Source organism: Nocardia vaccinii NBRC 15922 (assembly GCF_001613305.1).
Taxonomy (GTDB): Bacteria; Actinomycetota; Actinomycetes; order Mycobacteriales; family Mycobacteriaceae; genus Nocardia; species Nocardia vaccinii.
Map to the genome: position 1 here is coordinate 159754 of NZ_BDCC01000053.1, position 22342 is coordinate 182095.

Consider the following 22342-nt stretch of genomic DNA (forward strand, 5'->3'; position numbering starts at 1 on the left):
CGCCCGATGTCCGGGCCGCTGTCATGACATAGGCATGGATCCGGCACCATGACTGGTTCGGCGGGAGCGGGCCAGGGCCAGCCCGCCCAGGAGCATGCTGATCAGCCCGAACACGACGGCGAGCCAGGCCCCGACTATCCCGTTGCCAGTGCCGGGCCCTCCCTTGGCGGTAGCCGACAGCACCACTCCGAGGACCATGCTGATCAGTCCCGCCAGCAGAGCCGCGGTGGGCGCGCGTCTGCCGAATCGGTTCCGGCCGCTCACGCGTAGCGCCAGCCCGCCGGTGAGGATGCCGGCCAGCCCGACCAGCGCGGTGATAGCGGCCTCGAGTCGCGCGGCGGTCATGCCGTAGCCGACGGCGGGCTTGACCGCGACTGCTGCGTCGGCCAACAGGTGAGGGACTGACATAGCGGATCCTTTCGGTCGAACAACGGCGACCGGGTCGGATCACCGAGGTCTCCGTCGTGCAATGGACTCGCAAGAATCGTCTCGTTCCACAACCGGGGCGGCATCCGTCGACGGGCGGTGCCCGATACGACGTTCGGCGTAGACGGCTCGCCTGGATTCGCGCTCCTGGACGTACAAGCTCACGCAGCTGACCGCAGGTCTATCGTCAGGGCAGATCCTATGATCGCACCATGCCGGATCGCATCACGTTGTTCCGCATACCTGTGTGGGTGCAAGACGTGCTGTTGGCGGCGTTCATCACTGTCATGCAGGTCCAGGGAACCCTCGTGCGTAACAGCGGGACACCCGAAGCCGTGTTGCGCCCGCTGTCCGAGCTTGGATATCTCGGCTACGTTCTGCTGATCGCCTCGGGCGTGGTCGTCTTCGTACGTCGCCGCTGGCCGGTCGCGGTGTTCGCGGTGACCGCGTTGGCCAGCGTGATCTACTACATTCTCGACTTCCCTGACGGGCCCGGATGGCTGGGCCTGTTCGTGGCTCTCTACACCCTCACTGCCCACGGCGACGGGTATCGCTCGCTGAAGGTGGCGGGTGCGGGGATCGTCGTCCTGACCGCGGTGTGGCTGATCTCCGCCGCCGATATCGAACCCCGGGCCGCCATTGGCTGGGTCTACTTCCGCATCGGTGTGTCGGTCATGAGTGCCACCCTCGGTGAGAGTGTCCGCTCGCGGAAATTCATTGCGGCACAGGCGCTCGAGCGCGCCGAGCTCGCGGAACGAACGCGTGAGGACGAGGCCCGCGCCCGGGTCGACGCCGAACGCCTGCGGATCGCCCGCGAAGTCCACGACACAGTGGCGCACGCGATCGCCATCATCAACGTCCAGGCCGGGGTCACCGCGCACGTGCTCGACAAGCGACCGGAACGAGCAGGCCAGACCCTGAAGGCCATCGAGCAGACCAGCTCTCGGGCACTGTCGGAGATGCGGGCCATTCTCGGAGTTCTGCGCGAGAACAACGACGACCGTGTCCCGCCCGAGGGTCTCGCGCAGCTCGAGGACCTCACTGCCATGGCGCGAGAGGCCGGGCTCGATGTCGACCTCGAAACCATCGTCCCGACCGCACCGGTACCCAGTGCCGTGGGCAATGCGGTATATCGAATCGTGCAGGAATCGATCACCAATGTGATTCGTCACGTCGGACCGACTCATGTCACGATCGCGGTGAACTACCGTGCCGACGCGGTAGAGGTGCGAGTGGCCGACACGGGTCGGCAGCCGGGTTCGAAAACCGATGGAGCAGTTCACCATACGGACCGCAGCCGGGCAGACAGTGGGCTCTCCGGCTTGGGCTCACACGGCCGCGGCATCCTCGGGATGCGCGAGCGCTGTGAGCTGCTGGGCGGGCACCTGCACGTTGGCTCACTGCCGGGCGGCGGGTTCGCGGTCACCGCTCGGTTGCCGTGGCCTGCGACCGGAATGGCGGGCGGATGAACAGCGTGGCAGGCGCATCGAACGGCGCTGTTCCGATCGAGGTCCTGCTCGTCGATGACGAGCAGCTGGTGCGGTCCGGGTTCCGGCTCCTGTTGGATACCGAGGACGACATCACAGTGGTAGGGGAAGCCGCCACCGGCGGCGAAGCCGTACAGAAGGCTCGTGCGCTGCGCCCGGATGTCGTACTCATGGACATCCGCATGCCCACGATGGACGGCATCGAGGCCACCCGGCAGATCGCCGCCACGACCGGGCTGCGCGACATCCGCATCGTGATCCTGACCACCTACGACACCGATGCCTACGTCTTCGAAGGCCTGCAAGCCGGTGCCAGCGGATTCCTGCTCAAGGACTGCGGCCCCGCCGAACTTCTGCACGGGATTCGTGTGGTCGCCGCGGGTGACGCCCTGCTCGCACCGCGCATCACGCGCCGCCTCATCGCCCAGTTCACCGTGCGTCAGGCGGCGAACAAGGCCGGCGAACACCGGCTCGCGGTCCTCACCGAACGCGAACGCCAGGTCCTGTCGTTGGTCGGGCAAGGGATGAGCAACGACGAGATCGGCGCCGAACTCTTCCTCAGCCCGGCAACCGCCCGCACCCACGTCAGCCGCGCCATGGTCAAACTCGGTGCCCGCGACCGCGCGCAACTGGTCGTCATCGCTTACCGCACAGGACTTGTCACCCCGTAGGGGCAACGGACTACTCGCCCTCAGCAACGGCAGTGCCCGCCCACCAGGAGTTGGATGCGGATCCACTCCGCCCGATCACGGCATCTCCGGGTCGTTGCTGCCCACCATCGCCGCTGGTGATTAATCCCGCCATTTAATGTCTGACGTCAACCAACGACGCTCATACACGCCAACGCCAGTAAGCGATTTCACAGCAGGAACGGGGCGGGCCTTGAACGTATTCGCAGGTCAGATGTCAAGTGTAACAACCACACCCAACGCTGTACGCTCTTGACAACGGCACCAATCGCAAGCTGGCTCGATGCGAGTACATGGCGGTACCCATGTTCTTACGAAATCAGTTCGTAGGTCCGCCTCTCCGAGGCTTCAGCGTGTCGGCGGGTGCTCGAAGACCCATGTCTCGGGCCGGCAGTTGGGTAGCGGATCTTCTTCTGGACGTACTCGCTGAGTTACCCATGTTCTTACGGAATCAGTTCGTAGGCGCGCCTCTTCGAGGCTTCGGCGTGTTGGCAATCATGCGCAGACTCACGCCTGCGACCGGGACCAGGGAGCGGCCACCTTCCGTGGATACCCGGTGAGTTTCCCATGTTCACGGCTCTTGCGAAATCGGTTGTCCAGACCGTTCGTCCGGACCGTCGAATACCTGAAGGCTTGCGTTTCGGGCGGGCGATGAGCGCCATCGTCGCCCATGCCGGTCCCCCGTGCCCTCGCGAAACGAGTTGCCGGATAGGCCGTTCCGGGACGAACAGGTGCGAGCAGGACGGCACCAGGGCCGGATTCCGCGTCACTCGAAGGGACGATCGGTTGGCTCGGGCGGCAGTAGCGGCCCGAGGGGGCCGAGGTCGATGTTGAGGTCTTCCGGAGTGAGCCCGAAATGATCGCGCAGTTCGTCCATGCGTTGTTCGAGCAGCATCAGGGTGGTTCCGATACGTTCGATCTGGACCTCGGTGAGATCGCCCGCATCCACCCGGCGCAATGCCTGTCGCTCCATCAATTGCCGTAGGAGCTCCACCAGAGTGAGCACGAGGGTGACCAGACCGCGCTCGACGGATTCCGGATCGGCATCGATCCGCGGTGCGATACCGTCGAATTCAGTCATCGCACGGTTCCGGTACAGCGGGCGTCGCGGATCCGGTCGGCGGGTACAGGGTGCTGATCGAGGAGATCAGCGCTCGCAACGAGATCTGGACCAGGTCTACGTCCGCGATGGCGAGTTTGATATCACCGGAAATGACCACGCCACCGGCAAGCACCCTGTCCAGGAGGTCGACCAGGGCGATACGGCGCTCGGTGTCGGCGGTGCGATCGGCCCGGATCATGGCTCCCCCCGCTGGATACCCGCGAACGAGTACGGCGGCCAGGGGCCGGTGAGCTCGAGCCGTATGCCCGGAAATTCGGAGCCGAGCATCGTCACCGTCGCGGCGAAGTCCTCGGTGCGGTCGTCGTCAACGAGATATGTCCCGTTGAGCACCATCCAGTCCCGGCGGCCGCTCACCGCCGGATCGGTCAGCGGCTGACACCGTCCTGCCGCGGCGTGGCGCACCAAACACGCATGAATCTGCTCGGCGCGCTCGGCCGCGTCACGCTCGACAGTCTCCTGCGCGGACAATTGCGCCCGACGCCGAGCCAGGTAGGCGGCGCCGGGCGTCATGCGGCCTTCGTCCACGGCCCGGGCCTCGGCAACGGCGGCGGTGAGAGCGGCACGATCGCCATAGGCTCGTACGCCCCACTCGGTACGCGCGCTCACCAGCTCGAGCGCGGCAGCGAAATCCGCTTGCCGCTCGTCGAGCAGCTGACGCACCCGGTTGTCATCGTGGAAGACGGTAGCCAGCCGGAGCGGAACGGCCGGACCCCGGCCCACCACGGCCGATACGACCGCGTCGTGTGCCCTCGCTGTCGCTGCCAGCCAGTCCAGATCCTCGAAGTTCCTACGCAGCGGCTGCTCCCCGAAGACATCCAGCGGCACCGAGCCTACGACGGCGGCCAGGTCTCCCGCCGCGACCATCCGCACCGGCTCACCCGCGACCCCAGCCAGGTCGACCGGACCCGCGTCCCCCTCGTGCCGAGGTGCCACGACGTACAGCCAGACCGCGAAACCTGCGGTCACAATTGCTCTTCCGTCGACTGGTGGCCGCGCTCGAGCGGTTGCCGGCGTTCGCTCGCCGCCTCCAGCTGGGCGATCCGCTCTCGGAGTTCGCGGTTCTCGAGCTCGAGATCCGGGCTCTGCTGTTGCACCGCGCGAGCCCTGCTGTTGAGCCAGGGGTCGCTCTCCCACCAGTCGATGCCCACCGCCTTGGCCGTCTCCAGGGACGCGATCACCAACCGCAGTTTGATGGTGAGCAGTTCGATGTCGAGGAGATTCACTTGGATATCACCGGCGATCACCAAGCCCTTGTCGAGGACTCGTTCCAGAATGTCGGCGAGGTTCGTGGATTGGTGCCCACTGCCATAGGGCTGCGGCGCGTACGAACCGCCTCCGGCTACCGTCATCGTCGTTCCCTCGACCCGATGTCGGTGCTGCCGCGGCTGTAGCGTTTGATTCTCCGGTAGGCCAGCAGATTTTCGTCGAAATCGATCTCCACCTCATAGAGCGCCAGAATGTCCGCCGAGGAGGGGATGCGGCGGTCTTCGAGTGCCTCGACCTCCACGAGCCAGCCATCCTCCGTCGGCTCCACGCTCGTGACTCCCTGGGCGTCTTTCGAGGTCAGTTGCACCAGGCGTTCGACCGCAACCGCGGCCGCTTGTTCCGCAGTCAAGGCGGGCTGTTCATCCGCCGACGCACGAGCATCTTCGGAATCGTCGGAAATGGTGTTGCGGGCCACGTCGGTCACTCCTTCTGGTTTATCGCTCCGCCCTTCTCGGATCGGGTCATGCGATCCAGAACCGCTTGCTGGGCTTGCTCGGCTTCCTGCGCGGACAGATCACCGGTCGCTTCGGCCCGGTCGATTTCCTCCAGCTCACCGCGCAGCGCCGCAGGGTCGTAGAGCTGCTGCTCTACCTGGTCCTGGATCAACTCGCTCACCCAGATCACGCCGCGGATCGGCGCGAGGGGCAACGAGAAGATCGATGAGAGCAAACCCATATCACTCCTCGGGGGCGCGCTTCGTGACGAAGTCGTAGGCCGCCATCGGGCCGAGCAGGTCCAGCTCCACGCGGCCGTCCCAGTCCGCGATGAACTCGGCCACGATGTCTTCCAGCTCTTTCCGCCGGGCCGATTCGACCAGTACCGCCAGGTGAACGGCGTCCTCCTCATGACTGGGTTCGCGTTGGTTGACCAGCACGTCGAGCTTCTCGACCTCGGCGACCACGCGGGCGGTGTCCTCGGCTCGCTTGACCTGGATCGCCTGATCGACCAGTTCGCCCAACGCGATTCGCGCGTTACGGGTGGCATCCTCCGGTTTGCTGTGGATCTCGTCTTTCAGCCGGACGGCGTCGGCATTCTCGTCGAGCAGTTCCCGCAGGAAAGCGTCTTCGATATAGCGTCCTCTGATCACGAACTGAACCCGCCCCTCGAGTTCGTGCAGCGCGGCGCGGAATTCGTTCTCGTTCGCCGCGAGCAGTTCGTTCTCCACCGCGTCCGTGTCGGTCATGACCGCACCGAACCGCAGCGGCAGCACCGGAGCGACGGCGGCCGAGCCGTCCAGCAGTTCGGCATGGGCCGTGAGGTCCCGGGGTGCGCCCAGTGGCCGATCGGAGTCCAGCGTGCTGACCAGCGCGGCGATCTCACCGTGCCGCACGACCGCGACTTCGGCCGGCGGATCGCCGACCCCGGTGGCATGTGGCTCGGGTTCGACGTCGGCGGGCACAATCCCGTAGACGTACACCGCTGTCGACTCGGAGGCCATCACTCCTCCTCGCGCTCGGGCGACCTGCGGGTTGCCTTTCGCTTCTCCTGCACGCCGCCGAGGAAGTCGGAGACCTTTTCGCCCGCCGCGTCCAGAGCACCCTTCGCCTTGTGCTTCGACGCGCCTTCGGTGACGTCGCCGACGATGTCGGTCAGGCCCTTCGGCTCGCTACTGGCGATCTCGAGCCGATCGACCGCTTCGGCGAAACGCAGGTACGTGTCGACACTGGCGACCACCACGCGTGCGTCGATGGTCAACAGTTCGATGCCGACCAGCGACACTCGAGCGAACGCATCGATGACCAAGCCCTTGTCGAGGATGGTATCCACGACATCAGCCAGACTGGAGGAGTTCGGCCGCGCCAGCGTGCCGGTCCCACCTCCATTTCCCGCGGGTTCGATAGTCATCGGCTTGCTCCTGGGCTCACACGTCGCGAACGGTTCGCCGAACTCGTGCGGCGAGCCGCTGTTCGGCGCCGCGGCGGCTCCGGCTCCGGCGGCTCGCCCTCATCGCTCTCGTTCTCGTCGCCCTCGTCCTCCGCGTCTTCATCGGCTTCTTCATCGGCTTCCTCATTGGCGAACGGCTCGTCCTCCGCCGCGTCGCCACCGTCCGGCTGCTCCTCGCGCTGTCTCGCCGACTCGTCGTCTTCGACAACCTCGCCTTCGCGGATCTCGCCGTGCCAGCCGACGATGTCGTCGCCGTGCAGCACAGCCTCGGTCATGACATGGCGTTGAAAGTGCTTGAGTTCCAGGCGACACCGGCGTCCTGCGGCGCGCCACAGATTGGCGGTCTTCTCGAACGCCCCCTGCGGGTGATACGCGAGCACCACGAGAATGCGGGTGAGGTCCGGGGTTATCTCGTGGAAGCTGACCGCACCATCGATGTAGCCTTTAGAGCCTTTCGAACGCCACACGATCCGCTCGAACGGCACCTGCTCCATAATCGTGGACTCCCAGGTCCGTCTCGACCAGAACACCTTGCCGGTCCAGCTGAGTTTCTCATCGGAGATCTGCTCGACCTGTTCGACCTTCTTCGTGAATTTCGGAAAGTCCGCGAATTGGGTCCACTGGTCGTATGCCAAATCGATCGGCACTCCCACGTCGATGTGCTCGACGATATTGGTCATTGTGAGCTTGTTCGAGCCCCCTCCTTTGCGGTTGCCCTTGGTCAACGACTCTTTGACCGACTCGAACTTCTCCCGGGCCGCGTGCCCGAGTTTGCTCACGCCTCCGCTCACAGCCGCCCGCAGCGGCGTGGCACCGTCGGCCAGCTTCTCCACGCCGGTCACCGCCGCCAGCAGATTCCCGTCGCCGCCCGCGTATTCGTTCAGCCGGTCGACGGTTCCCGACATCCGGTGCGACAACCGGTCGACTGCCCGCTCGGCCAGAGTCCCGGCGAGGTTCTGCACGGACTGCTGGAGCAAAGCGGTCGAGTCCGCTGGTTGAGCCGCTTTCCGGGCCTTCGCCCCGGCTCGGGTGACGGCCTCGGTAGCCTGGCCGACGGTCTGGGAAGCCACCTTGCCGACGCCACTCGCCGTGTCTTGCACCATCTTCGACATCGACCTCACCTCCCGGTGCGGCGCACGGGCGGTGCGTCGGCATCGGAATGGCTACGGCGCCGGGTGGACGAGGCGGACCTGCGATCCGCGGAGCCGGCCCTGCGGGCCGGAGCCCGGGAGGTCGTTTTCCGCGTTCGCGCGGTTTCCTGCCGACCTGCTCGCGTAGCGGATTTTTCCCGGTCCCGCTCGTCGCTTTCGCCGCGCTCGGTCTCGGAATGGTCTTCGTGCTCGAGATTCTCGTCGGCGGATATTTCCTCGTCCCGGGCGTCCTCGTCGCCGGCCTCGCCGGAACCCGGGGAAACGTCCGAGACGAGTGTCGAGCCCTGCTGTAACCGGGCGTTGAGCGTATCGATCCGGTTGCTTGCGGCGGTCACCGCCGCCGACCGGACCGCGCCCATCAACTCGCCGCGCACTGTGTCTGTGAGCTGCGCGAATTCAGGCGAGGATTTGAGCAACGAAGTTCCCTGCTCCAGTAGCGCCCCGGGTACCCCCGAAGATCGTTTCGCCATCGAGGCGCCCACCAGCGCCAGCGCGAAGCGCATCTTGCGCGTGCGTCCCAAGACATAACCGATGCCCACCCCTATCGCAATTCTCGTGCCACCCTTCATGGCTCACTCCTTGCTTGCTCAACTACTCCTGCGCCGGCGCTGCCGCGAGGTCGGTCGAGCGATGACACCCTGATTCATGGGTGGGCCACACTACCGATGGCCATACCTCAGCGTATACCCAGCTACTTTTTCGGGCCGACGGAAACGATTACTTTTCGACGACCGACGAGCACGACCACAGCCTGTGCAGGTGTGCAAACCCCTGGACGTGCGCACGTGATCATCCCTGGTCGGCCGAGCCGGGCCAGGCCGCCGAAACTGGACTGGCACAGACATTTTCACCCGACCACGGGAAGCGCCGGACGGACCGTGCGTCTCGTCGCCGTTAGCGGCGTGGGATGGATATCCCGGCGAAACACATTTCGATCGGGCGCCAGGACACCCGGGCCGAGGCGCGCAGCCATGCACTCCGGCCCTGTGGGTCCTGTGGCCCGTGATCAGTCCTTGAAGACGTCCTTGACCTTCTCGCCCGCCGCCTTCAGGTTGGCCTTGGCCTGGTCGTCCTTGCCCCTTTGCTCACGATCGGCATTGCCCGTCGCCTGGCCGAGCTTCTCCTCGGCCTTGCCGCCGAGTTCCTCGGTCTTGTTCTTGACCTTGTCGGTAGCACTCATGATGGCTATCTCCTTCCGGTGCGTCCGGGCCGCAGTACCGGCCCGGTGACCGTCTACCCCGGCACCGGTCGGGCAAACAGCACTATCCGCACGCCACCGGGCTGAACCTGGCGCATGCGCCAAGACCGGCAACCACCGTCGATTGCGTGAGCGGCCCACAGATCGCGACCTGACAAACCGATTCGACAAGACTCGGCCCCGAGGGGACGACTCAGCGCTTGTGAACGCTCGTATCGAACGAACGTCACTGGCGGAACTTGTCGGAGTCGAGAAGAAGACTGGACATCGATACGCTCGGCCCGGCCTGGCCCGGCCAGTGGCCGGGCAGCCGAGTGCGAATGATCAACGGCGAGGGGCGGATTCGCAGTTACGGCTATCGGGCGCGGGGGTGGGCCGTGGCCCAGACTTCGTGGAGGGTGTTGACGGTGACCAGGGTGTAGATCTGGGTGGTGGTGACCGAGGCGTGGCCGAGTAGTTCCTGGACGACGCGCACGTCCGCGCCGCCGTCGAGCAGGTGGGTGGCGAAGGAGTGACGCAGAGTGTGGGGGGAGACAGCCGCGCCTATGCCCGCTCGGTCGGCGGCGTCCTGTAGGACCTGCCAGGCACTCTGCCGAGAGAGTCTGCCGCCGCGGGCATTGCAGAACAGGGCGGGATTCCCGGTGCCGCGCATCGCGAGTCCGGGGCGGCCGCGCACCAGGTAGGCCTCCAGCGCCTCCAGGGCGGGGCGGCCGATCGGGACAATACGCTGTTTACCGCCCTTGCCGCGCAGCACGACAGCGCGGGTGGCGGTGTCGATATCGTCCACATCCAGATCGATCGCCTCGGAGATTCGCGCACCGGTCGAGTACAGCAGCTCGAGCAACGCCCGATCGCGCAGTCCGCGCGGGCCACCGTCGGCCGCACCGGAACCGCCCGATGCCTCCAATAGCTGCGAAACCTGTTCGTAGGGCAGGGCTTTGGGTAGCCGACGAGCGGGCGTGGGCGGTTTGACCGCATGGGCGACATCTCCGGCGGTGATGCCCTCGGCCGCGGCGAAGCGATGCAGTCCGCGCACCGCCACCAGCCCCCGGGCGGCGGAGCTGGCCGCCAGCGGCGGGTATCCGTGCGCACCCGCCCGCAACGACACCGTGAAATCGCCGATATCGCTCTCGGTCACCTCGGCCAGGCCCGCAATCCCCCTGTGGGTCAGGAACTCTCGGTATCGACCCAGGTCACGCCGGTACGCGCTGAGCGTGTTGCGCGCGGCCCCGCGCTCGACCGTCAGATGGTCGAGATACGCATCGATCTCCCGCTGCAACACGCCCACATCATTGCAGCAGGGTCCGACATCCGGCCGCCCGAAACGCTCAGCGCCCGCGGTGCCCGCGTCACCGGGCGCTGCACCGCTTCCACCGGATGAACGCGCCTCGCCCGCACGGCACACCTCGGCCAGGCGCAGCGGCAACTCGCGGCGGACTCGCGGTCAGGCGCTGTCGGCGGCGGACTTGCGGTCGAGGAACCGAGTCGGCATACCTGGCCAGGGCGCATCGGCGGGACGCAGCTCGATTCCGGACGCCCGGGCGGTGGACAGCGCCAGCACGCCCGCCACGGCGGTCGCGTTGACGATCTCACCGGCCAGCGCGGCGCGCACGGCATCCTCGACGGACATCCGCACGAGTTGCAGATCGGCCTCCTCCAACTCCGGTTCGGGCCGATCGGTCCGGTACAGGTCGGTGGCCAGATACACCCGCAGCGACTCATCGGTGAACCCCGGCGACAACGCGACATCGACCAGCACCGACCAACTCCGCGCGGCCAGCCCGGTCTCCTCCGCCAACTCCCGCCGCGCCGCGGTGAGCGGATCCTCGCCCGGTTCGTCGAGCAGACCCGCAGGCAGCTCGAGCAGGCGGCGGCCGATCGGATGCCGATACTGATCGATCAGCACCAGATCACCGTTCTCGTCCAGCGCGGCGACCGCGACGGCGCCGTGATGTTCGATCACCTCGCGTTCGGCGATCCGCCCGCCCGGCATCTCGACCTGATCGAGCCGCAGCGCCAGAATCGCCCCCGAGTAGACGATTCGGCTGGACACTGTATGGAAATCGTGGCGCCCCGGAAGCCCGGACTCGTTCGACGGCGCGCTCTGCGCGGACTCGCTCATGACTCCGCCTCGCCGGCGCTCGGCGCCGCCCCGCGCGACGCCCGCTGTGCCGATGGTTCGCTCACCGGGCCACACTCTGCGCTTCGCCGAGTTCCATATCGCCATCGATGTCAACCGGAAGACGTTCGGCCGCTTTGTATTTCAGCGCCGCCGCGATGAGCGCGGCGAACAGCGGATGCGGGCGCGTCGGGCGGCTCTTGAGCTCGGGGTGAGCCTGGGTGGCGACGAAGAACGGATGTTTGTCGGCGGGCAGTTCGACGAATTCGACCAGATGTCCATCCGGGGAGGTGCCGCTGAAACGCAGTCCGCTCTCGGCGATCTTGGCGCGGTAGGCGTTGTTCACCTCGTAGCGGTGCCGGTGCCGCTCGGAGACCTCGTTCTCCCCGTACGCCTGCGCCACGACCGACCCCTGCTCCAGAATCGCGGGGTACGCGCCCAGTCGCATGGTGCCGCCCAGATCGGCCTCACCGGCGACCGCCTGCTCCTGATCGGCCATCGTGGAGATCACCGGATGCGAGGTCTCCGGCTCGAATTCCGCGGAATTGGCATCGTCCAACCCGACCGCACGTGCGGCCTCGATCACCACGCACTGCAGACCCAGGCACAACCCGAGCAGCGGAATGCCGCGAGTGCGCGCGTAGCGAATCGCGCCGACCTTGCCCTCGATACCGCGAATGCCGAATCCGCCGGGGATGAGCACCGCGTCCACATCGCCCAGATATGTCTGCGCACCGCTGAGAGACTCGCACTCGTCGGACCGCACCCAGCGGATGTTCACCTTCGCCCGGCGCGCGAATCCGCCCGCACGCAGCGCCTCGGTGACCGACAGATAAGCGTCGGGCAGATCGACATATTTGCCGACCAGCGCGACGGTCACCTGCTCGCGTGGGTTGTGCACCCGCTCGAGCAGATCACCCCACACCGTCCAGTCCACATCCCGGAACGGCAGGCCGAGCCGGCGCACCACATAGGCGTCCAGGCCCTCGCGGTGCAGCACCCGCGGAATGTCGTAGATCGAGGGCGCGTCCGGGGTCGAAATGCACGCCTCGACCTCGACGTCGCACATCAGCGCGATCTTGTTCTTCAATCCCTGCGGGACCTCACGATCACAGCGCAGCACCAGCGCGTCGGGCTGGATGCCGATATTGCGCAGGGCCGCCACCGAATGCTGGGTCGGCTTGGTCTTGAGCTCGCCCGAGGGCGCCAGATACGGCACCAGCGTGACGTGCAGGAAGAAGCAGTTGTCCCGGCCCACCTCGTGCCGGATCTGCCGGGCCGCCTCGAGGAACGGCTGGGATTCGATATCGCCGACGGTGCCGCCGATCTCGGTGATCACCACATCGGGGGTGTTGCCCTCGCGGTCCGGGGCGCTCATCGCCAGGATGCGGGACTTGATCTCGTCGGTGATGTGCGGGATGACCTGGACGGTGTCGCCCAGATACTCGCCACGCCGCTCCTTGGCGATGACCGACGAATACACCTGTCCCGTAGTGACATTCGCGTACTGGGTCAGATTTCGGTCCAGGAAACGCTCGTAGTGACCGACGTCGAGGTCGGTCTCGGCGCCGTCCTCGGTCACGAACACCTCGCCATGCTGGAACGGGTTCATGGTGCCGGGATCGACGTTGAGGTACGGATCGAGCTTCTGCATCGTCACCCGCAGGCCACGCGAGGTGAGCAACTGGCCGAGGCTGGAAGCCGTCAGGCCCTTACCCAGTGAGGAGGCGACGCCACCGCTGACGAAGATGTGTTTGGTAGCCGTTCGCGACGGAATCCGTGATTGACCCACGGGTCTTCACGTTAACACGAAAAAGGCCCGTGAATCGAATACGGCGCACAGTAGCCGAACGGTGGCTGGCCGGTGATTCGCGCTGGCGTCACATCATCGCGACCCCCTCGAACAGCATCCGGTCCTCGGGCGTGAATCACTGCTGCGAATGTGCCCGCAACGCCGCGATGTGATCACGAGCACCGGTCAGTGCCCCGGCTACGGCAGCGCCGCGACGGTCAGCGAACTGGCCTTGGCCCCGGTGCCGTACCGCCCGGTGAGCCCCTTCAGCTGTTCACTCAATCCGAGAGCCGTTGTGACCCTGCCGATTTCGTGATCCACATTGTCGACCGTCGTCACCGAACCGGCCAGCGGGCCGTCCGAGCGCACCACCGCGATCGGGCCCGCGCCGTCGGCTGACCCGGCCCGGCCCGCCAGCACGGTCCCCGCACCGCGTCCCCGCAAGCCGCCCGCGAATTTAGCGATGATCGAACCCTGGTCGTCCTGCGCGGCCTGTGCGCCGTCACCGGTGACCACGACGGCCAACTGGGCCGGCTGCACGTCACCGAAGGTGAGGAAACCGCCGCTACGCAGGGTGTTCAGGATCAGGGCACGCTCCTGGGGAGTGGCACGCTGATGTCCGTCGGCGGGATCGTCCAGCAATGCCAGCCCGAGCAGATCACCGGCGAGGCTGCCCTGGTCGACCGATGCGGTCTGCAGCTGCGCACCGGCGGGAATCATATTGGTCACCGCGGTGCGCAGCCGATCCCCCTGACCGGAGTCGACGAACGGATTCGTCAGCGCAATCGTGCCGGTCACCGTCGCGCCCGCGGCCCGCAACGCCTTGCCGACCGACTCCACGTCGCCGCGATCGGCGTCGGGCGTGGTGAACAACAACACGCTATGCCCGCCGAGGGTGCCGCCGAGCAGACGCCCCTGCGCCCCGGCGAGGAAGGCATCGGAGGCGGCGAGTTCACCGCTGAGCCGGGCATGCTGAGTGGTCAGCGTGTCGACTTTCGTCTGCAATCCATGATCCGGGCGTAGCGCGGTCAGCACCCCCGAATGCGAACCGAACACCACCCCGATTGCCATCGCGAGGAAGATCCCCGCAATCGAGACGGCGTGCTGGCGTAGCGAAATCACCTGTTCCCCTTCAGTGTTGCCGATTCAACAAGTTCGATAGGTCGTGTGCCACGCCGCGGACCTGATGCCACACCGACGCGGCCCAGTCCAGCGCCTCCCCGCCCAGATGCGAGGCCAGCACCGCGACGATGAGCGCGACCAACGCGGCCAGCACCACCAGTGCCAGAGCCCAACCCGAGGTGCGATGGCTGTAGAGCGTGGCGACGGCCTTGGCGTCCATCAGTTTCGGACCGGCCTTGAGCCGGGTCAGGAAGGTCGCCGGATTGGATTCGCGGCGGCTGCGATCGAAGAAATCGTCCAGTGAGGCCGCCGCACCGCAGGTGATGATCAACGCCGCCCCGTGATGGTCGGCCAGCAACAAAGCCAGGTCCGGGGCCGACCCCGAGGAGGGGAACGTGGTCGCCCCGACGCCGAGGTCCTGGATGCGGTCCAAGCCCTTCGCGTGACCGTCGGTGTCGGCGGGCAGGATCACCTCGGCGCCGGATTTGAGTGTGGTGGCGGTGATCTCCTCGGGATCGCCGACGATCAGATCGGGCCGGTAACCACAGCGCGCCAAAGTGTCCGCACCGCGCCCGACGCCGACGAGAATCGGTGCGTACTCCTTGATGAAGGGTTTGAGCGAGCGTAGGTCGTCGCGATGGTCCGGCCCGTCGGCAACCACCACGACATGCCGGTTACGCATGTCCAGATCCAGCTCCGGAACACCGAAACCATCGATCAGCAGCGCACTCTCGGTGCGGATGAATTCGATCGTATTGCCCGAGAATGCCTCCAGATGATCGGCCAGCCCGTTGCGCGCGGCGATCATCCGTTCGGCGATGGTGGATTCGGTGAGCTCGATCCCCTCGACCAGCACCTCGGGATCCTTCTTGGTGAGCCGGTCGGCATAGACCACGCCACCGTCGATGCGGACCTTCGCGCCGTCCTTGATCTTGGCGAAGACGTCGTTGGATACCGCGTCCAGCAGTGCGATTCCGTTGGCGACCAGCACCTCCGGCCCGAGATTCGGATAGCGCCCGGAAATCGATGGCGAGGCGTTGACCACGGCCGCCACTCCCGCCTCGACGAGCCGGTCGGCGGTGAGCCGATCCAGGTCCATCTCGTCGAGCACCACGACATCGCCCGGTCCCACTCTTTTGAGCAGACGCCGGGTGTTGCGGTCGACGCGCGCCAGCCCCGTATGGCCCGGCAGCATTTCGTTGTTCTTCGACAACAGCGCCAGCATCTTCATGGCAACCGATACTGACCGCAAAGTCTCAACCATTGCTGGAGGCGCGCCGCATTCTCTATCACATTCATTACCGCGACGCCACTGACACTTCGCGCGCCGAAGGGATCCGGTACCGATATGCTGTCCCCGCGGCGTATTGCTGAGACTACTTGTCACAGGAATTTCGCCGCGCCGCCGCGCCCGACCAGAATCGCAAGGAGATTCGCCCATGGCCAGCACCACCATCGACACGGTGATTTCCGCTCCCCGCGACGTCGTCTACAAACTCTTCAGCGAACGCGACAGCCTCAACGGTTATTTGCCCGTCCGATTCACGCTGAAGAAGCCCGGCGACACCGAGCGCACCGGCGTGGGTGCGCAATTCCTCGTCGGCCGGGGCGGCGTGGGCGTCACCGAGGAGACCACACTGTTGGTTCCCGGCGAACGCATGGAATACAAAATCGTCGCCGGCGCACCCGTGCGCAGCCACGTCGGCATCATCACCTTCGCCGACGCCCCCGGCGGCACCCTGGTCTCCTACCGCATGGATTCCGAGCCCAAACTCCCCGTCCCCGACCGCGTCACCGAACTCGCCCTCCGCGGCCTGATCAACCCATTCCTATCCGCAGCACGCAAAGCTGTGCGGTAATTTCGGCCTCCGCTTCGCTGCAGTATCTTCGGCCTCCGCTTCGCTGCTGTATCTTCGGCCTCCGCTTCGCTGCGGCAGGTTTCCGGCGCTGTAAGGCTCGTCGTTGCACGCTCGAGACTCGGCCTTCGGCCATGCGCTTCGAGCTCGCAACGACGAGCCCGCGCTGAAAACCTTGGGCGACCGGCTTCGGGCGGCGACAGGTCGTGGCGTGTCAACTGGCCGCCGGAGCGGCGGTGTCCTTCTCGGAGTTGGCCGTTGCGAGGAGTTCTTCCGCGTGGGCTCGGCCGGTTTCGGTGTCGTCGAGACCGGCCAGCATGCGGGCGAGTTCCTTGACGCGCTCGTCGTCGGTCAGGGCGCGCACGCCACTGTTGACACCCTTGCCGTCGTCGACCTTGTCCACCACCAGATGGGTGTCGGCGAACGCGGCCACCTGCGGCAGGTGGGTCACCACGATCACCTGGTGGGTGCGGGCCAACCGGGCCAACCGGCGGCCGATCTCCACCGCGGCCCGACCGCCCACACCGGCGTCGACCTCGTCGAAAACCATCGTGCTGCCGTGTTCGGACCGGGCCAGCACCACCTCGAGCGCCAGCATCACCCGGGACAGCTCACCACCGGAGGCACTGCGGCTCAACGGCAGCGACTGCGCCCCCGAATGCGCCGACAACCGGAACTCGACCTCGTCGACACCGTTGGATCCGGCATGTAATTCCTCGCCGCCCACCGTGATCGGTGCCGAATCCTGGGCGCCGGCGGGCATCGAGCGCACCTGCACCTCGAGTTTCGCACGCCCCATCGCCAGCCCGCCCAATTCGGTGCTCACCGCGGCGGCCAGCTTCTTGGCCGACTTGGTGCGCGCGGCGGTGAGTTTGCGCGCGGCCTCGCGCACCTCACCGGCGGCCGCCTCGACCTCCGCGGCCAGCGCGGACAGCGCCTCCTCGGACACGTCCAGCGAATCCAGCCGCCCGCGCGCATCGGCGGCCCAGGCCAGCACGCCGTCGATATCGGGCGCGTACTTCCTTGTCAGCGTTTTCAATTCGGCCTGCCGGTTGAGCAGCGAATCCAGCGCGTTGGGATCCGATGGCAGGTCCGACAGATAACCACTGAGCTCGGTGGTCAGATCCACCACGACCGAGATCGCATCGCCCAGCCGCGGCGCCAGATCGCTCAGCGCCGGATCCTGCGCCGACTCCAGTCGCGAGCGGGCCGCACCCAGCAGATCGAGCGCCCCCGACTCCTCGCCGGGCGCATCGGCCGGACCGGCCAGCGCGTCGTGCGCCCCGGTCGCCGCCTCGCGCAGCGAATCCAGATCCGACAGCCGCCGCACCTCGGCGACGATGCGCTCGTCCTCACCGGATTCCGGTGCCAGAGCGTCGATTTCGTCGAGCGAATGCTTCAGCCGGTCGGCCTCGAGCGCGAGTTCGCGGCTGCGAGCGGTGCGTTCGAGCAATTCGCTCCGGGTCTGCAACCAGGTGCGCCGGGCCAGGCGATACTTGCGCAGCAGACTCGCGACCGAATCGCCCGCGAACTGATCCAATGCCTGCAACTGCTGATCGGGCCGCTGCAAGCGCAACTGATCGTTCTGACCGTGCACCGTCAGCAACGGTGCGGTGAAATCGCCCAGCACCGCCGCCGGCACACTGCGTCCGCCCAGATGCGCCCGGGAACGCCCATCACTGCCGACGGTGCGGACCGCGATGATGCTGCCGTCGTCATCCCGTTGCGCCCCGGTCGATTCCAGCACCTTCTCGACCTCGTCGCGAGCGGCGTCGTGCACCTCCTCGACCGTGAACCGCCCTTCCACCACCGCGCGCGTCGCCCCCCTGCGCACCCGGCCGGCATCGGCGCGAGCACCGCTCAGCAAGTGCAGGCTCGTCACCACCATGGTCTTGCCCGCGCCCGTCTCACCGGTCAGGCAGGTCAACCCCGCATGGAATTGCGCTGTGGCGCTGGATATGACGCCGAGACCGTCAATCCGTATCTCTGTCAGCACTCGTGCTCTCCGTTCGGCGGTTTTCGCTGTCGCCCGAGCGGGTGTGCTCCGGCCGCCGGCCTCGCCATCCTGTCACCGGCAACTGGAATTTGCGCACCATCCGATCGGTGAACGGCGCGGAATCCAGCCGCACCCACCGCACCGGCTCGTCCCCGCGGACCGCCTCGAAACGCGCACCGCGCGGCAGCGCCAAGGTGCGGCGGCCGTCCAGGAATACCACCGCATCATGTCCTGTCGCAACGGTTTCCACCGCGATCCGGGAGTCCGGACTGGTCACCAGCGGTCGCGCGAACAACGCGTGCGCATTGCTCGGAATCACCAGCAGCGCCTCGAGCTCCGGCCACACCACCGGGCCGCCCGCGGAGAAGGCATAGGCCGTGGATCCGGTCGGGGTCGCGATGAGGACCCCGTCGCACCCGAATTGCGAGACCGGACGCCCGTCGACCTCCAGCACCAATTCCAGCACGCCCATCCGGACGGCATTCTCGATACTGGCCTCGTTGAGCGCCCAGCCGCGTTCCACCACCACATCATCGACGCGGACACTGACATCTATCGTCATCCGCTGCTCGATGCGGTAATCGCCGCGCACCACCTGCGCCAACGCCTCATCGATGTTCTCGGCCTCGGCCTCGGTGAGAAATCCGATGCGCCCCAGGTTGATCCCCAGCACCGGCACCCGCGCCGAACGCGCCATCTCCGCCGCGCGCAGAAACGTGCCGTCACCGCCGAGCGCAAGCACCATCTCGCATCCCACCGCGGCATCCGGCCCGTGCGCGACCGACCGCACCGGATACCCGTCGGGTTCGGCGCTCTCATCACAGTCGAGTTTGGTGCTGTACGCCTCGTCGGCGAGTACGCGCAGGCCGATGCCCGCCTCGGAGAAGATCTTCGCCACCCGGTGCGCGGTCTCGGTGAGTTCGGCACGGCCGGGATGCGCGACCAGCAGAATCTCCCGGTTCACTGTGGGCCCTCCTCCACCGCGCGCTGCACCAGCGCAGTCACATCCACCTCTGCATCGCCATCCTCCCGGCGCAACCACAGGAAGTACTCGACATTGCCGGACGGTCCGGGCAGCGGGCTCGCCACCACCCCGCGGGTGCGCAGACCGAGGGCGGCGGCCGTCACAGCCACCTCCCGCACCGATTCGGCGCGCAACGCGGGATCCCGCACCACACCGCCGGAGCCTACTCGGTCCTTGCCGACCTCGAACTGCGGCTTGACCATCGGCAACAAGTCGGCGCCGGGACGGGAGCACTCCGCCAACGCGGGCAGGACGAGTCCCAGCGAGATGAACGACAGGTCCGCGACGACCAATTCGACGGGTCCGCCGATTGCCTCCGGGGTGAGCGCTCGGACATTCGTGCGATCCAATACCCGGACCCGTTCGTCGGTCTGCAATCGCCACACCAACTGCCCGTAGCCGACATCGACCGCGACCACCTCACGCGCGCCCCGGGTGAGCAGCACATCGGTGAATCCGCCGGTCGACGCGCCGGCGTCGAGGCAGCGGCGACCCGAGACGGTGAGGCCACGCGGTTCGAACGCCTCGAGCGCACCGAGCAGTTTGTGTGCGCCGCGCGAGGCCCACCGCACCTCGTCCGGTTCCTCCCGCACCAGCAGCGGTGTTCCCGCCTCGACGGCCGTCGCCGGTTTCGAGGCGACCGAACCGTTGATCAATACCCGGCCCGCACCGATCAGTTCGACCGCATGCTCCCGCGAGCGTGCCAAACCACGGCGAACCAGTTCCGCGTCCACCCGAGCGCGCTTGGCCACCTCAGATCTTGTCCACCGTCGACAGAGCCTGGACCAGCACGTCGTGTGCCTGCTCCAGAATGCGGGCACGCCGGGTGATCTCGGCTCCCGCGCCGGCCGCTTCCGCACCGCCGGTATCGGTCGCACGCGATCCGGCCCGCAGTTCGGACATCAGCTCGTCGATCTGCGCGCGCACGGACGCCGGATCGGCGAACCCCGCCGGATCGGCACCTTGCAGATGCTGGCCGGGCAGCGGCACTCCCGGCCGAGGCCCGCTGGGCCCGGGCGTATGCGACGTCGGCGTAGTCATGGTACCGACAACGCTACCGGAGATACGGTTCCACAAGTATCAGGCGGGGTTCGGGCCGAGCGCGCACGACCGAGTGAGACCGGAGACACCGTCCACACATGATCGGCGAGGGACGAGACAGCAGCCACTCTCCTGCCGTCGCCGGCCGCCGATTTCACGGCCGGGCCGCGGTAACCACGGCGACCAGGGCGTCGGCAATCTGCTGACAGAAGACCTCGGCGTCGCCTTCGCCTCGGGTGAGTGCCCCACGACCGTGGCGCCACGGAGAAATTCGAACAGCGCGTCGACGTCGGCGCCGGGCGATGCCGAGCCGGATTCGATTGCGGCGTCGACGGTTTCACGGAGGGCGCGGCGGGCAGGCCGCTCGCCGCGGTCCAGCAACCGGCGGTAGCTGTCGTGGTCGTCGTGATAGGCCGACAACAGACCGGGGATGGCCGAGCGCGCCGCGGGGTGGCCGGCGGCGGTGTAGAACAGTCGCGTCCACGCCAGCAGATCCGCACGCAGGTCTCCGGTCGGCGCGGGTGTCACGCCGGTATCCAGCGCGAAGATCGCGTCCTCGACCAGCGGCACCTTGCTGGGCCAGCGGCGGTAGAGGGCACGGTCCTGCCGCCACTGAACTCCGACGCACCGGCCGTGCCGGTCCGCAGCGTCGACCACGACCTGCGGTTCCGCGACGACTTCCGCATCGTCTCGGGCGGTTCCTTCACCGTCCGCGCGGCCGACCGCAGCGAGCGCGAGTTCACCATCACGCCGATCTCGAGCTTCTGGCCCGGACTGGCCGGGTACGACAACTACCGCGGCTATGCCTCCGGAATCTGGAAAGGACGCTTCTGGAGCGACAACTTCACCGCGGACCTCAACGACACCGACGACCTGCGGCAGGTCAGCATGCTGACCGAAACCTTCTGCCGGGTCGAATGCGACGGAAAAGTGGGTCACGGCCTGGTGGAAATGGTGTTCATGGGCCGCAACACCCGTTACGGCTACCGGGGGTACTGATGCCGCGACTTCTCACCGAGCAGCTACCAGCCGCCCTGGAACCCATACTGCGGCAACGAATCGCGGACGCAGCCACGGGGAAGGTCCGCAATTGGACATCCAGTCCTCGCGGACTGGCCACCGAAACCTACCTGTTCGACTTCGACTGCGGCGATACGGTGCACCCGCTGGTGCTGCGGCGACCACCGGAAGTGGCCCTGTTCCCCGACTACGATCTCCTGCGCCAAGTGCTGATGATGCGGCGCCTCACGAACACCGGCCTCCCGATACCGACCGTGCGCTGGCTCGACCGCGACGACAACCCCCTGGGCGGACCGTACTTCATCATGGACCGCATCCCGGGAGAAGCACCCAGCGACTACCCGTCCTACCACACCGCCGGCAACTATTTCGATGCCGATCCAGCAGGCAGGGCACAGATGTGGTGGGGGTGTGTCGACGCGATCGCCGACATCCACCGACTCGATTCCCGAGCCCTGAACCTCGACTTCCTGGCCTTCCCCCAGTTCGGCGACGACCCGATCGAACAAATCGTCGGTTATGTCGACGCTGCCCTGGCGTGGGCAGCGACCGATCAGCCGCCGGCGCTGCGGCGCGGCGTGGCATGGTTGCGCGCCAACCACTACCGACCCGAGCACGTCACACTGTGCTGGGGCGACGCCCGCATGTCGAACATCCTCTACGACCGGGATTTACGTGCCACCGGCGTGCTCGACTGGGAAATCGCCCACCTCGGTGACCACGAAGCCGACCTGGCCTGGATGCTGTTCCTGGACTGGGCCTGCACCGAGTTCGAAGGACACCCCCCGGCGCCCGGCACACCCTCCCGGCAGGAGACGATCGAATACTACGAACACCGCACCGGAATGCCGGTCGGCAACCTGGTCTTCAACGAAATCCTCGCCGCGGTCTTGCTCAGCATTCCGCTGCTACGGATGGCACACCGCCTGCAACTCCCACCCGATCTCGACCCGACCGCATTCTGCGCGGCACGAATCGAACAACTACTTCACACAACGAACTGACCACCTCGCACCGCCGGCGGCACCGGCACGGCCAGAGCCCCGGTGCCGCCGGTGCGGACCGTTCCGGGGCCCACCGCCATAAAGAACATTCCGGCACAAGCGCCGAACATCGAACGCAAAATAGTATTCTGAGGGATGGGTTCG

Annotated in this window: 27 protein-coding genes; 5 read left to right on the forward strand and 22 right to left on the reverse strand. The window is 66.8% G+C overall.

From position 1 onward, the window contains the following. Nucleotides 1–21: 21 nt before the first annotated feature. A complete protein-coding gene (locus NV1_RS29560; RefSeq protein WP_067898576.1) occupies nt 22–408 on the reverse strand; it encodes a DUF6223 family protein in 387 nt (128 codons plus the stop codon). 230 nt (nt 409–638) lie between these two features. On the opposite strand from NV1_RS29560, the gene NV1_RS29565 reads away from it, so the two are divergent. Then, nucleotides 639–1895, forward strand: coding sequence for a sensor histidine kinase (locus NV1_RS29565; protein ID WP_067898579.1), 1257 nt, complete (start codon nt 639–641; stop codon nt 1893–1895). Then, nucleotides 1892–2584, forward strand: a complete 693-nt coding sequence (locus NV1_RS29570) for a response regulator transcription factor (protein WP_067898581.1) — start codon at nt 1892–1894, stop codon at nt 2582–2584. Before NV1_RS29565 ends, NV1_RS29570 begins: the two co-directional genes overlap by 4 nt. Before the next feature lie 784 nt (nt 2585–3368). Here NV1_RS29570 and NV1_RS29575 read toward each other — a convergent pair. The 16 genes from NV1_RS29575 to steA all read right to left on the reverse strand — a co-directional run bounded on the left by NV1_RS29575 (nt 3369) and on the right by steA (nt 15488). After that, a complete protein-coding gene (locus NV1_RS29575) occupies nt 3369–3683 on the reverse strand; it encodes a gas vesicle protein K (protein WP_067898584.1) in 315 nt (104 codons plus the stop codon). Then, a complete protein-coding gene (locus NV1_RS29580) occupies nt 3676–3903 on the reverse strand; it encodes a gas vesicle protein (protein ID WP_067898587.1) in 228 nt (75 codons plus the stop codon). Before NV1_RS29580 ends, NV1_RS29575 begins: the two co-directional genes overlap by 8 nt. Then, complete coding sequence (locus NV1_RS29585) at nt 3900–4691, reverse strand: GvpL/GvpF family gas vesicle protein (RefSeq protein WP_084525902.1); 792 nt, start codon at nt 4689–4691, stop codon at nt 3900–3902. The genes NV1_RS29580 and NV1_RS29585 overlap by 4 nt, the downstream gene beginning before the upstream one ends. After that, nucleotides 4688–5074, reverse strand: a complete 387-nt coding sequence (locus NV1_RS29590; protein ID WP_067898590.1) for a gas vesicle protein — start codon at nt 5072–5074, stop codon at nt 4688–4690. The genes NV1_RS29585 and NV1_RS29590 overlap by 4 nt, the downstream gene beginning before the upstream one ends. Beyond that, the gene (gene gvpO, locus NV1_RS29595) at nt 5071–5406 is read right to left on the reverse strand and encodes a gas vesicle protein GvpO (protein ID WP_084525916.1); all 336 of its coding nucleotides are present in this window, start codon (nt 5404–5406) and stop codon (nt 5071–5073) included. The genes NV1_RS29590 and gvpO overlap by 4 nt, the downstream gene beginning before the upstream one ends. 5 nt (nt 5407–5411) lie before the next feature. Then, complete coding sequence (locus tag NV1_RS29600; RefSeq protein WP_067898593.1) at nt 5412–5666, reverse strand: gas vesicle protein GvpG; 255 nt, start codon at nt 5664–5666, stop codon at nt 5412–5414. A 1-nt stretch (nt 5667) separates the two neighbouring features. Next, nucleotides 5668–6429 carry a GvpL/GvpF family gas vesicle protein gene (locus NV1_RS29605; protein ID WP_067898596.1) on the reverse strand — a complete coding sequence of 254 codons (762 nt, stop codon included), beginning with the start codon at nt 6427–6429 and terminating at the stop codon, nt 5668–5670. Continuing rightward, nucleotides 6429–6836: a gas vesicle protein GvpJ gene (gvpJ, locus tag NV1_RS29610; RefSeq protein ID WP_067898600.1), complete on the reverse strand. Its 408-nt coding sequence runs from the start codon at nt 6834–6836 to the stop codon at nt 6429–6431. The genes NV1_RS29605 and gvpJ overlap by 1 nt, the downstream gene beginning before the upstream one ends. Further along, a complete protein-coding gene (locus NV1_RS29615; protein ID WP_307630432.1) occupies nt 6833–7717 on the reverse strand; it encodes an SRPBCC family protein in 885 nt (294 codons plus the stop codon). Before NV1_RS29615 ends, gvpJ begins: the two co-directional genes overlap by 4 nt. 275 nt (nt 7718–7992) lie before the next feature. Further along, nucleotides 7993–8595, reverse strand: coding sequence for a hypothetical protein (locus NV1_RS29620; RefSeq protein ID WP_067898603.1), 603 nt, complete (start codon nt 8593–8595; stop codon nt 7993–7995). Between the two features lie 437 nt (nt 8596–9032). Continuing rightward, complete coding sequence (locus NV1_RS29625; RefSeq protein ID WP_067898606.1) at nt 9033–9206, reverse strand: CsbD family protein; 174 nt, start codon at nt 9204–9206, stop codon at nt 9033–9035. 373 nt (nt 9207–9579) lie between these two features. Next, nucleotides 9580–10506: a site-specific tyrosine recombinase XerD gene (gene xerD, locus NV1_RS29630; protein ID WP_067898769.1), complete on the reverse strand. Its 927-nt coding sequence runs from the start codon at nt 10504–10506 to the stop codon at nt 9580–9582. A gap of 162 nt (nt 10507–10668) precedes the next feature. Next, on the reverse strand, nt 10669–11346 hold the full coding sequence (locus tag NV1_RS29635; RefSeq protein ID WP_067898772.1) for an NUDIX domain-containing protein: 678 nt from the start codon (nt 11344–11346) through the stop codon (nt 10669–10671). A gap of 61 nt (nt 11347–11407) precedes the next feature. Beyond that, nucleotides 11408–13135, reverse strand: coding sequence for a CTP synthase (pyrG, locus tag NV1_RS29640; protein ID WP_067898609.1), 1728 nt, complete (start codon nt 13133–13135; stop codon nt 11408–11410). A gap of 198 nt (nt 13136–13333) precedes the next feature. Continuing rightward, nucleotides 13334–14257 (reverse strand): copper transporter, encoded by a 924-nt coding sequence (locus tag NV1_RS29645; protein ID WP_067898613.1) that lies wholly within the window; start codon nt 14255–14257, stop codon nt 13334–13336. 10 nt (nt 14258–14267) lie between these two features. Beyond that, entirely contained in the window at nt 14268–15488 is a 1221-nt protein-coding gene (gene steA / locus NV1_RS29650; RefSeq protein ID WP_067898616.1) for a putative cytokinetic ring protein SteA, read from the reverse strand. A gap of 208 nt (nt 15489–15696) precedes the next feature. Between steA and NV1_RS29655 the strand changes: the two genes are divergently transcribed. Next, nucleotides 15697–16116 (forward strand): SRPBCC family protein, encoded by a 420-nt coding sequence (locus NV1_RS29655; protein ID WP_067898619.1) that lies wholly within the window; start codon nt 15697–15699, stop codon nt 16114–16116. Nucleotides 16117–16327: 211 nt separating this feature from the next. Here NV1_RS29655 and recN read toward each other — a convergent pair whose 3' ends face one another. Genes recN through NV1_RS29680 form a run of 5 tightly spaced genes read right to left on the reverse strand, consistent with a single transcriptional unit; the run spans nt 16328 to nt 20831 of the window. Further along, nucleotides 16328–18109 carry a DNA repair protein RecN gene (recN, locus tag NV1_RS29660; protein ID WP_067898622.1) on the reverse strand — a complete coding sequence of 594 codons (1782 nt, stop codon included), beginning with the start codon at nt 18107–18109 and terminating at the stop codon, nt 16328–16330. Beyond that, on the reverse strand, nt 18087–19073 hold the full coding sequence (locus NV1_RS29665) for an NAD kinase (protein ID WP_067898625.1): 987 nt from the start codon (nt 19071–19073) through the stop codon (nt 18087–18089). The genes recN and NV1_RS29665 overlap by 23 nt, the downstream gene beginning before the upstream one ends. Beyond that, a complete protein-coding gene (locus NV1_RS29670; RefSeq protein ID WP_067898628.1) occupies nt 19070–19885 on the reverse strand; it encodes a TlyA family RNA methyltransferase in 816 nt (271 codons plus the stop codon). Before NV1_RS29670 ends, NV1_RS29665 begins: the two co-directional genes overlap by 4 nt. A gap of 1 nt (nt 19886) precedes the next feature. Next, nucleotides 19887–20174 (reverse strand): hypothetical protein, encoded by a 288-nt coding sequence (locus NV1_RS43945; protein WP_067898631.1) that lies wholly within the window; start codon nt 20172–20174, stop codon nt 19887–19889. A gap of 39 nt (nt 20175–20213) precedes the next feature. Beyond that, nucleotides 20214–20831 carry a TetR-like C-terminal domain-containing protein gene (locus NV1_RS29680; RefSeq protein WP_067898634.1) on the reverse strand — a complete coding sequence of 206 codons (618 nt, stop codon included), beginning with the start codon at nt 20829–20831 and terminating at the stop codon, nt 20214–20216. On the opposite strand from NV1_RS29680, the gene NV1_RS44705 reads away from it, so the two are divergent. Together NV1_RS44705 and NV1_RS29690 are read left to right on the forward strand one after the other, a co-directional pair. Next, nucleotides 20808–21173: an Rv3169 family protein gene (locus NV1_RS44705; protein WP_067898637.1), complete on the forward strand. Its 366-nt coding sequence runs from the start codon at nt 20808–20810 to the stop codon at nt 21171–21173. The two genes, NV1_RS29680 and NV1_RS44705, sit on opposite strands and share 24 nt — an antisense overlap. After that, complete coding sequence (locus tag NV1_RS29690; RefSeq protein ID WP_067898640.1) at nt 21173–22198, forward strand: phosphotransferase family protein; 1026 nt, start codon at nt 21173–21175, stop codon at nt 22196–22198. The genes NV1_RS44705 and NV1_RS29690 overlap by 1 nt, the downstream gene beginning before the upstream one ends. The last annotated feature ends 144 nt before the right edge of the window (nt 22199–22342 follow it).

What these genes read in the sequence shown, in the direction of transcription:
- NV1_RS29560 (WP_067898576.1), bottom strand. Translation starts at nt 408, where the DNA reads ATGTCAGTCCCTCACCTGTTGGCCGACGCAGCAGTCGCGGTCAAGCCC.
- NV1_RS29565 (WP_067898579.1), top strand. Translation starts at nt 639, where the DNA reads ATGCCGGATCGCATCACGTTGTTCCGCATACCTGTGTGGGTGCAAGAC.
- NV1_RS29570 (WP_067898581.1), top strand. Translation starts at nt 1,892, where the DNA reads ATGAACAGCGTGGCAGGCGCATCGAACGGCGCTGTTCCGATCGAGGTC.
- NV1_RS29575 (WP_067898584.1), bottom strand. Translation starts at nt 3,683, where the DNA reads ATGACTGAATTCGACGGTATCGCACCGCGGATCGATGCCGATCCGGAA.
- NV1_RS29580 (WP_067898587.1), bottom strand. Translation starts at nt 3,903, where the DNA reads ATGATCCGGGCCGATCGCACCGCCGACACCGAGCGCCGTATCGCCCTG.
- NV1_RS29590 (WP_067898590.1), bottom strand. Translation starts at nt 5,074, where the DNA reads ATGACGGTAGCCGGAGGCGGTTCGTACGCGCCGCAGCCCTATGGCAGT.
- NV1_RS29600 (WP_067898593.1), bottom strand. Translation starts at nt 5,666, where the DNA reads ATGGGTTTGCTCTCATCGATCTTCTCGTTGCCCCTCGCGCCGATCCGC.
- NV1_RS29605 (WP_067898596.1), bottom strand. Translation starts at nt 6,429, where the DNA reads ATGGCCTCCGAGTCGACAGCGGTGTACGTCTACGGGATTGTGCCCGCC.
- gvpJ (WP_067898600.1), bottom strand. Translation starts at nt 6,836, where the DNA reads ATGACTATCGAACCCGCGGGAAATGGAGGTGGGACCGGCACGCTGGCG.
- NV1_RS29620 (WP_067898603.1), bottom strand. Translation starts at nt 8,595, where the DNA reads ATGAAGGGTGGCACGAGAATTGCGATAGGGGTGGGCATCGGTTATGTC.
- NV1_RS29625 (WP_067898606.1), bottom strand. Translation starts at nt 9,206, where the DNA reads ATGAGTGCTACCGACAAGGTCAAGAACAAGACCGAGGAACTCGGCGGC.
- NV1_RS29635 (WP_067898772.1), bottom strand. Translation starts at nt 11,346, where the DNA reads ATGAGCGAGTCCGCGCAGAGCGCGCCGTCGAACGAGTCCGGGCTTCCG.
- steA (WP_067898616.1), bottom strand. Translation starts at nt 15,488, where the DNA reads ATGAAGATGCTGGCGCTGTTGTCGAAGAACAACGAAATGCTGCCGGGC.
- NV1_RS29655 (WP_067898619.1), top strand. Translation starts at nt 15,697, where the DNA reads ATGGCCAGCACCACCATCGACACGGTGATTTCCGCTCCCCGCGACGTC.
- NV1_RS43945 (WP_067898631.1), bottom strand. Translation starts at nt 20,174, where the DNA reads ATGACTACGCCGACGTCGCATACGCCCGGGCCCAGCGGGCCTCGGCCG.
- NV1_RS29690 (WP_067898640.1), top strand. Translation starts at nt 21,173, where the DNA reads ATGCCGCGACTTCTCACCGAGCAGCTACCAGCCGCCCTGGAACCCATA.